Origin of the sequence: Pandoraea sp. (genome assembly GCF_004297875.1) — a bacterium.
In the GTDB taxonomy this organism is placed as follows: domain Bacteria; phylum Pseudomonadota; class Gammaproteobacteria; order Burkholderiales; family Burkholderiaceae; genus Pandoraea.
In genome coordinates this window covers 1-7,677 of record NZ_SCSK01000066.1, presented here as the reverse complement: position 1 = coordinate 7,677, position 7,677 = coordinate 1, and the positions used below count along the sequence as shown (strand labels likewise).

The 7,677-nt window shown below is 58.4% G+C and carries 9 protein-coding genes; 4 read left to right on the top strand and 5 right to left on the bottom strand.

Going from position 1 to position 7,677, the window contains the following annotated elements; genetic code table 11:
* Positions 1–158: 158 nt before the first annotated feature.
* A complete protein-coding gene (locus EPN80_RS19130; protein WP_047215135.1) occupies positions 159–362 on the bottom strand; it encodes a twin transmembrane helix small protein in 204 nt (67 codons plus the stop codon).
* Positions 363–480: 118 nt separating this feature from the next.
* On the opposite strand from EPN80_RS19130, the gene EPN80_RS19125 reads away from it, so the two are divergent.
* From EPN80_RS19125 to cyoE, 4 genes are all read left to right on the top strand, one after another.
* The gene (locus EPN80_RS19125; protein WP_293031111.1) at positions 481–1,191 is read left to right on the top strand and encodes an SURF1 family protein; all 711 of its coding nucleotides are present in this window, start codon (positions 481–483) and stop codon (positions 1,189–1,191) included.
* Positions 1,192–1,201: 10 nt separating this feature from the next.
* Positions 1,202–1,849 (top strand): cytochrome C oxidase subunit I, encoded by a 648-nt coding sequence (locus tag EPN80_RS19120; protein ID WP_293031109.1) that lies wholly within the window; start codon positions 1,202–1,204, stop codon positions 1,847–1,849.
* Between the two features lie 69 nt (positions 1,850–1,918).
* Positions 1,919–3,049: a heme A synthase gene (locus tag EPN80_RS19115; RefSeq protein ID WP_293031106.1), complete on the top strand. Its 1,131-nt coding sequence runs from the start codon at positions 1,919–1,921 to the stop codon at positions 3,047–3,049.
* An 18-nt stretch (positions 3,050–3,067) separates the two neighbouring features.
* Positions 3,068–3,973, top strand: coding sequence for a heme o synthase (gene cyoE, locus EPN80_RS19110; protein WP_293031103.1), 906 nt, complete (start codon positions 3,068–3,070; stop codon positions 3,971–3,973).
* A gap of 66 nt (positions 3,974–4,039) precedes the next feature.
* On the opposite strand, the gene cydX is transcribed toward cyoE, so the two are convergent.
* Genes cydX through cydP form a run of 4 tightly spaced genes read right to left on the bottom strand, consistent with a single transcriptional unit; the run spans position 4,040 to position 7,173 of the window.
* Positions 4,040–4,162: a cytochrome bd-I oxidase subunit CydX gene (gene cydX / locus EPN80_RS19105; RefSeq protein ID WP_293031100.1), complete on the bottom strand. Its 123-nt coding sequence runs from the start codon at positions 4,160–4,162 to the stop codon at positions 4,040–4,042.
* A gap of 10 nt (positions 4,163–4,172) precedes the next feature.
* Positions 4,173–5,312 (bottom strand): cytochrome d ubiquinol oxidase subunit II, encoded by a 1,140-nt coding sequence (cydB, locus tag EPN80_RS19100; protein WP_293031117.1) that lies wholly within the window; start codon positions 5,310–5,312, stop codon positions 4,173–4,175.
* 15 nt (positions 5,313–5,327) lie between these two features.
* On the bottom strand, positions 5,328–6,905 hold the full coding sequence (locus tag EPN80_RS19095; RefSeq protein ID WP_293031097.1) for a cytochrome ubiquinol oxidase subunit I: 1,578 nt from the start codon (positions 6,903–6,905) through the stop codon (positions 5,328–5,330).
* A complete protein-coding gene (gene cydP, locus EPN80_RS19090) occupies positions 6,895–7,173 on the bottom strand; it encodes a cytochrome oxidase putative small subunit CydP (RefSeq protein ID WP_293031094.1) in 279 nt (92 codons plus the stop codon). Before cydP ends, EPN80_RS19095 begins: the two co-directional genes overlap by 11 nt.
* Positions 7,174–7,677 lie beyond the last annotated feature (504 nt).

Genomic DNA, 7,677 nt, shown 5'->3' with positions numbered 1-7,677 from the left:
ACCGTATCGGCGTTCCCCGGCTCTCATGACCTCAACTGCTCGAGCCGCCCGGTGCGGACCCGCATGCCGGGTGGCGTGGGAGGGGATCGGTCAGACTACCTGACCGCCCCTATCCCGATTGTAGGGCCGCCAATCCTGGCGGCGGATTCGGCCAGGATTCAGTAGCGGATGCCGGTGCTGTGGATCCAGCCCATCCAGTTCGCGAATAAAATGAACAGGAACAGGCTGATCGAAAAGCCGACGCGGAACATCAGCGAGTGAACCGCGCGGTTGGTCGTTCCCTTGTCCTTCATCATGAAGACGAGCGCGGAAGCCAGGCTTCCGAGAATCAGGACAAATGCAATGGCAACAATAATACGCATGATCTGTCAGAGAGCGCTTGAGGTTGCATTATCGCACCTTCACACGGGGATGGAATGACGGATCGGCGAGGTGAGCGTGTTTAAAGCAATATGGCGGGGATGCCGACCGAGATCGGCCATGGCGGTGCTTCTTGGCATCGCGCTGACCTGCGGGTTGGGCGTGTGGCAATTGCAACGGGCACACGAAAGGCTGGCGCGCCAGGCGCTTCTCGATCGCTGGGCGGATGCCCCGCCCATTCAGGTCGGGCGGACGCCGTTGAGCCTGTCGGCTGTGGCGTATCACCGCGTCAGGGTGGTCGGACGGTTCCTGCCGGAGCGCGCCGTTTATTTGGATAACCGGCCGCATAATGGCTTGCCGGGATTCTACGTGGTGATGCCGCTGGAGATAGACGGCTCGGGCGCCCCCCGCTATGTGCTGGTCAATCGCGGCTGGTTGCCGCGTGATTTGCGCGATCGCACGGCGATCATGCCGTATCCCACGCCGGCGGGCGTAGTCGAAGTCGAAGGAGTCGCCAGGGCCAATCCGAGTCGTGCATTCGAACTCGGCAACGGTTCCCCGCCGGGCGCGGCGATCCGCCAGAATCTCGACGTGGCAGCCTATGAGAAAGAGACCGGGCTGATGTTGCAACCGTTTGTTATCATGCAGACCAGCCCGATGAATGACCATCTGATACGGGATTGGCCGAAGCCGACAATGGACGTGGCGCGCAATTACGGGTATGCCGCGCAATGGTTCGGTCTGGCGCTGGTGCTATTGCTGATGAGCTTGCGCATGGCATACAGGCGAGGGCGTGCCGTGATCCGGTCGGCAGAAAAATACCCCCAATGAGTGACTGCATATGAAGGCATTGGACTCCGGTGAAACCGAATCGACCATGCGCTCGCCCGGCGAGTTTCCGCCAACGCGACAGCAACGCCGTGCCCGACTGACGATCCTGGCGATATTTGTGGTTTGCGCTGCGCCGATCGTGGCTGCATTTGTCGCTTATTTCGTCGTCAAGCCGCACGGTGGGCAGACCAACTATGGCGAGCTGATCGTGCCGCAGCGCCCCATTCCTGCCGATCTGCAGGTGCGGGATGAAGCCGGCAGGCCGATGGCGCTGGCCGATTTGAAGGGCAAGTGGCTGATGATGAGCGCCGACAGCGGATCGTGCGACAAGGCGTGCGTGACGAAACTCTATTACATGCGTCAGATACGGACGCTGCAAGGTGAGCAGCGCGCCCGGGTTCTGTCCGTCTGGCTGGTAACGGACGATGCGCAAATTCAGCCGCAAATTCGCAACGCCTATGCCCAGACGCGCATGCTGCGCGTCGACCCCGCTGCATTGCAGGCGTGGTTGCCGGCATCAGCCGACAGCGGCTTGCGCGATCATATCTACCTGGTGGATCCGGTTGGCCACCTGATGATGGTTTTTCCCAACAACCCTGACCCGGTGAAAATCAATCAGGATCTGGTCAAACTGTTGAAATGGTCGAGCGTCGGCTGATATTGGCGGCGCGGGCCTGCCGATCGGCGGGCCCGGCGTTCTTTTGCTGGTAATCGGAAATTATCTGGTATGTATGTCTTTCAATTGGGGCTGATCGGCCTGACCATCGCGCTGATCCCGCTGCTGTATGTCAAGACCAAAGGGGATCGCAACAAATTTCGAAAATTGGCGTGGGTGGCTGTTTTTTTCACCTTCGACCTGATTATGTTTGGCAGTTTTACCCGCTTGACCGATTCCGGACTGGGATGCCCGGATTGGCCGGGCTGTTACGCCACCGCCTCGCCATTTCTTGCGCATAGTGAAATCCGCGCGGCCGAAACCGCCTTGCCGACCGGCCCGGTTACCTTCACGAAGGCCTGGATCGAAATGATCCATCGCTATTTCGCGATGGCCATTGGCGTGCTCATCATTACCTTGATGGTACTGGCGTGGGTCAAGCGCAAGGAACTCAGGCAATCGCCCTGGCTGTCGACGGGCGCCTTTCTTTTGGTGTGTTTGCAGGGGGCGTTCGGCGCCTGGACTGTAACGATGAAACTGCAACCTGTCATCGTCACCACGCACTTGTTACTGGCATTGACCTTGCTGGGCACGCTTACCTGGCTCGCCTCGCGCCAGGAGCTCGTTGTACCAAACGAAGCCTTGCTGCGGTGGCGGTGGTTCGCGTTGGGCGGTTTGGCCCTGCTGGCGATGCAGATCGCACTCGGCGGATGGGTCAGCACCAATTATGCAGTGCTGGCGTGCACGCACTTTCCGAAATGTCGCGGTGATTGGATCCCACCCATGGATTTCGCCCAAGGCTTTAAGTTATGGCGTGCACTTGGGCGCACCGCCGGGGGTGAAATTATTCCGATGGACGCGCTGGTGGCGATTCACTGGGTGCACCGCACCTTCGCCTTCGTCGTCATTGCATATTTGACCTGGCTCGGCTTCCGCTTGCGTCGCGTTGCCGCCCTGAGAAAGACAGCCACGCTGCTGTTGCTGATGTTGCTGGCGCAATTGCTTACCGGGTTGGGAAATATTTTACTTAAGTGGCCACTGCCGATCGCCGTGGCCCATACGGGTGGCGCAGCCTTCATGCTGTTATTGCTTGTTATGTTAAACTATCACATCGTTACGGCCGGGCGTTTGGCACGTGCCCAGACGCTCCAGCAATCGCCTCTGGCCGACTCGCTGGACAACGCAGGCCCCCGCTCGGTGTAGCGCACGACAACACGCGCCATGGAAAGTACCACTGCCCCCTCACTCCCGGCCAATCGCTTCGCGCAATATTGGTCGCTTACCAAACCTCGCGTCACGCAACTGGCGGTGTTTTGCGCCGTCATCGGCATGTTTCTGTCGACGCGCGGGATGGTGCCCTGGCAAGTGCTGATTGGCGGCACGATCGGTATTTGGCTGCTGGCAGGTGCCGCGTTCGCCATCAACTGCCTGGTCGAGCAGAAAGTCGATGCGCTGATGCGACGCACGGCCTGGAGGCCGTCGGCACGTGGGGAAATCACACCGCTCCAGATCATCGTCTTCTCGGCCGTGCTCGGCGGCACGGGCATGTGGGTGCTCGACACCTTCACCAATGCGCTGACGATGTGGCTGACTTTTGCTACATTCGTCGGCTACGCCATCATTTATACGATCGTACTCAAACCGGCGACTCCGCAGAATATCGTTATTGGCGGAGCTGCTGGCGCCATGCCGCCAGCGCTTGGCTGGGCTGCAGTGACGGGCTCGGTGCCGCCGGAAGCCTGGATGCTGGTATTGATTATCTTTGTGTGGACACCGCCGCATTTTTGGGCGTTGGCTCTGTACCGGCGTCAGGACTATGTCAAATCGGGGCTGCCAATGTTGCCGGTGACACACGGCGAGCGATTCACCCGGCTGCACATTTTGCTCTACACAATCGTGCTGTTTGCGGTATCGCTGATGCCCTATGCGTATGGCATGAGCGGGTTCGCCTATTTAGCCGGAGCAGTGATTCTCGGTGGGATTTTCCTGGTTTATGCCTGGAAGCTGTGGCGCGCTTACTCGGATCAATTGGCGCGCAAGACTTTCCGATACTCGATTGTCTATCTCTCGTTGATTTTTGCCGCCCTGCTGATCGATCACTACATGCGCATTTTCTTGCAGATTTGATTCCGAGGTAGATACCAGAAACCGGCGCGCCAAACAGGTAGGGCGCGCCGGTTTTTTTTGTGACGGTCAGTTCACGTTGCCGTCCTGCTCGCGGCGATCAAAGTCGTCATGGGCTTCGAGCCACATGACATTGATGATGCCAAAAGCCAGGGCTACGCCGACGCCCAAAATCCAGGTGAAATACCACATTGCCGACTCCTTAATACATCGAGTGTTTGTTTTGTTCGATCGTTTCGGCCGTGATCCGGCCGCGAATCACGCGATAGACCCAGCCGGTATATAACAGCACGACCGGCAGGAATACGATCACGGTGAGCAGCATGATTTCCAGCGTCAATTTGCTCGACGCGGCGTCCCACAGCGTCAGACTGCTTTGTGGCGAACTCGACGAGGGCATGACGAATGGAAACATCGAGAAGCCTGCGGTCAGGATGATGCCGACAATCATCAAGCCGGTCGCCATGAATCCGGACTTTTGCAGTCGCGAACTCGCGAGTATTGCGGCGAGCAGGGCGCCGACACAACCCACCACCGGCGCCACGATCATCCACGGATGTTGCAGATAATTGCCGAGCCAAAGCCCAGGGGCGGTGAACACCGATTTCAAGAGCGGGTTGGCTGGACCATCGGTCAGCGCCGCATCCGTCAGGAGGTAGTAGCCCGGGACCACTTTCGCGACAAAGACACCTGCGATCAGGAAAAGCGATACGGTGAGCAACGATGTGATGCGTAGGATTCGCGAAGCCCTGGCGGCGACGGCACCATCCGTCTTGGTTCTGAGGAAGGCCGCGCCGTGCGAGGTCAGCATGAGCAGGCTGATGGCGCCGCACAGCAGTGCAAACGGGTTCAGCAGCGCCCAGAATGACCCTGTGTAGGTCACGCGCAGATCCCTGTCGAAGAAGAACGGGACGCCCTGCAGCAGATTACCGAAGGCGACCCCGAAAACGAGCGCCGGCACGGTACTGCCCGCAAACAGCGCCCAATCCCAGGCGCTCCGCCAGTGCGGGTTATCCAGCTTGCTGCGGTAATCGAAACCGACCGGCCGGAAAAAGAGAGCGAAGAGCACCAGCAGTAACGCGATATAGAGTCCCGAAAAAGCGCTGGCGTACACCAGCGGCCAAGCTGCGAAGATGGCGCCGCCGGCGGTCACGAACCAGACTTGGTTGCCCTCCCAGGTCGGGCCCACGGTGTTGATGATGATGCGCCTTTCGTTGTCCGTCTTGCCGAGAAACGGTAGTAGTGCACCGACCCCCATGTCGAAGCCGTCGGTCAAGGCAAAGCCGATCAGTAGCACGCCGATCAGCACCCACCAGATCAATTTGAGTGTTGTGTAATCCAACATGGCAAGCTCCCGTTAATTGGTCGCGGTGGATTGCGACGACCGTTCATGGTGGTAACGTCCGCTATTGAGCGAGGACGGGCCGATGCGAATGTATTTGATCATCAGGAACATTTCGATGACGAACAGCAACGTGTAAAAGAAGATGAAGCCAGCCAGACTGAAGTACAGGTCGCTCGGCTGGAGGGTCGACGCCGACAAATGGGTCGGCAGGATGCCTGCGATGGTCCATGGCTGCCGGCCATACTCCGCTACGATCCACCCCAATTCCGCGGCGAGCCAGGGTAGCGGGATGGCGATCACGGCCCAGCGCAGGAACCAGCGCTTGCCATCCGACGTCAGTTTGCGGCGCGCGCAATACCAAAAGGCCAGCACGAATGTCAGCAGGAACGTGAACCCCAGGCCGACCATGAAGCGGAACGACCAGAACACCGGCGCGACGCGCGGTATCGAGTCGTCAGCCGCTTGACGTATTTGTTCCGGCGTCGCATCCACGACCGTGGACGTGTACTTCTTCAATAGCAGCGCATACCCGAGATCGTGAACATTCGCCTCGAAAATGGCTTTGGTGGCCGGCGATTGATCGCCGGTTTTCAGTTTCTCGAGCGCGGCGTAGGCGATCATCCCGCGTTTGATCCGCTGCACGTGCTCTTGCTTCAGATCCTTGATGCCGATCACCGGCGTATCGAGCGAACGAGTGGCCATCAGGCCCAGCGCGTAAGGGATGCGCAAGGCGTAGTCCGTACGCTCTTCCTCCTGATTGGGAATGCCGAATACCGTAAACGGCGCGGGTGCCGGATTCGTTTCCCACTCGGACTCGATGACCGCCAATTTGACTTTCTGCACCTCGCCGGTCGCATAGCCGGACTCATCGCCAAGCACGATGACCGAAAGCGTCGAAGCCAGCCCGAACCCCGCCGCCACGGCGAAAGAGCGTAACGCGAACTGGATGTCGCGTTTTTTCAGCAGATACCATGCCGACACGCCAAGCACGAACATGGCAGCGGTCACGTACCCCGCTGCCACGGTATGGACGAACTTTACCTGCGCCACCGGATTGAAGATCACCTCGCTCAAGCTGACCAGTTCCATGCGCATGGTTTCATAGTTGAACTTGGCGCCGACCGGGTTGTTCATCCAGCCATTCGCGATCAATATCCACAAGGCGGAGAGGTTTGATCCGAGCGCGACCAGGAACGTCACGATCAGGTGCTTGACTCTCGACAGCTTGTCCCAGCCAAAGAAGAACAGGCCCACAAATGTCGATTCCAGGAAAAATGCCATCAGCCCTTCGACCGCCAGCGGGATGCCGAAGATGTCGCCGACGTAGTGGGAGTAGTACGCCCAGTTCGTGCCGAACTGGAACTCCAGCGTCAACCCGGTAGTGACGCCCATGGCGAAATTGATGCCGAACAGCTTTCCCCAAAACTGGGTCATGTCCTTGTATATCTGCTTGCCCGTCATCACGTACACGGATTCCATGATGACGAGCAGCCAGGACAGGCCCAATGTCAGAGGAACGAACAGAAAATGATAAAGCGCCGTGATGGCGAATTGCAGGCGCGAGAGGTCGACGATTTCGCTACTGGGCATGGCGAGCACCTTCTTGTTGAGCGATTTGTGGAGAAAGCAAAGCACGCGCGACTTCGTTCGGCGGCAAGTGCATACGTTCCGCGGCGGGACGGTTGAAAAAGGCAAATTTGATGACCGCCAACAACGCGATCTTGACAAGCAGGACGATCGCGATATCGCGGCCGAGCGGGCGCTGTCGGAGCCAATGCCGGCATCGCGCCAGAGTCGCGATCGGCCCACGCAAGGCGGGTTGGTCGCCGGCCAATGGGTGCAGTGACCCCGGCGTCATGCGATGCCACCTGGCAACCGATGGTTCTTATTAAGAATATTCGTATCGGAGTACATAATATTTATTCGATTGTGCCTTGAGGAAAAATATGATGAGTCATGCCGTCATGAGACGGATCCTAATATTTGGGGGGGTGCGACGACAGGTGGGCAGCAACTTGGCAGCCGCCGTAATGAGACTTTTCGATGCCGGCTTGCTGCGAAAATGCTGGCTGGGTTTTGACGTCGCCATACTCGGCCGTTTCGCCTGCAGCGAGTATTCGGTAACGTTAGAACCCGTTCGAACAGGTCGATAGGTATTCTATCTTTTTATCGTCAGGATGCCTGGGCGTGGGTCAATATGTCGCGGGCGTTCGTAGTGCGAAGTGATACGACGACGGCAATAAAAATCTATGGTCACCCCCATTTTTGCAACACTGATTTTTGACGTTGTGATTGGCTTGCGTAAATCTATCCGGCGTCGTTGTGGGGATCGCTCCCCGCGCCACGATGAGAGTCGCGCCTG

Bases quoted from the DNA above. Each gene is read 5' to 3' on its own strand.
- EPN80_RS19115 (WP_293031106.1), top strand. From the start codon at position 1,919: ATGTATGTCTTTCAATTGGGGCTGATCGGCCTGACCATCGCGCTGATC.
- cydP (WP_293031094.1), bottom strand. From the start codon at position 7,173: ATGACGCCGGGGTCACTGCACCCATTGGCCGGCGACCAACCCGCCTTG.
- EPN80_RS19095 (WP_293031097.1), bottom strand. From the start codon at position 6,905: ATGCCCAGTAGCGAAATCGTCGACCTCTCGCGCCTGCAATTCGCCATC.
- EPN80_RS19125 (WP_293031111.1), top strand. From the start codon at position 481: ATGGCGGTGCTTCTTGGCATCGCGCTGACCTGCGGGTTGGGCGTGTGG.
- cydX (WP_293031100.1), bottom strand. From the start codon at position 4,162: ATGTGGTATTTCACCTGGATTTTGGGCGTCGGCGTAGCCCTGGCTTTT.
- EPN80_RS19120 (WP_293031109.1), top strand. From the start codon at position 1,202: ATGAAGGCATTGGACTCCGGTGAAACCGAATCGACCATGCGCTCGCCC.
- EPN80_RS19130 (WP_047215135.1), bottom strand. From the start codon at position 362: ATGCGTATTATTGTTGCCATTGCATTTGTCCTGATTCTCGGAAGCCTG.
- cyoE (WP_293031103.1), top strand. From the start codon at position 3,068: ATGGAAAGTACCACTGCCCCCTCACTCCCGGCCAATCGCTTCGCGCAA.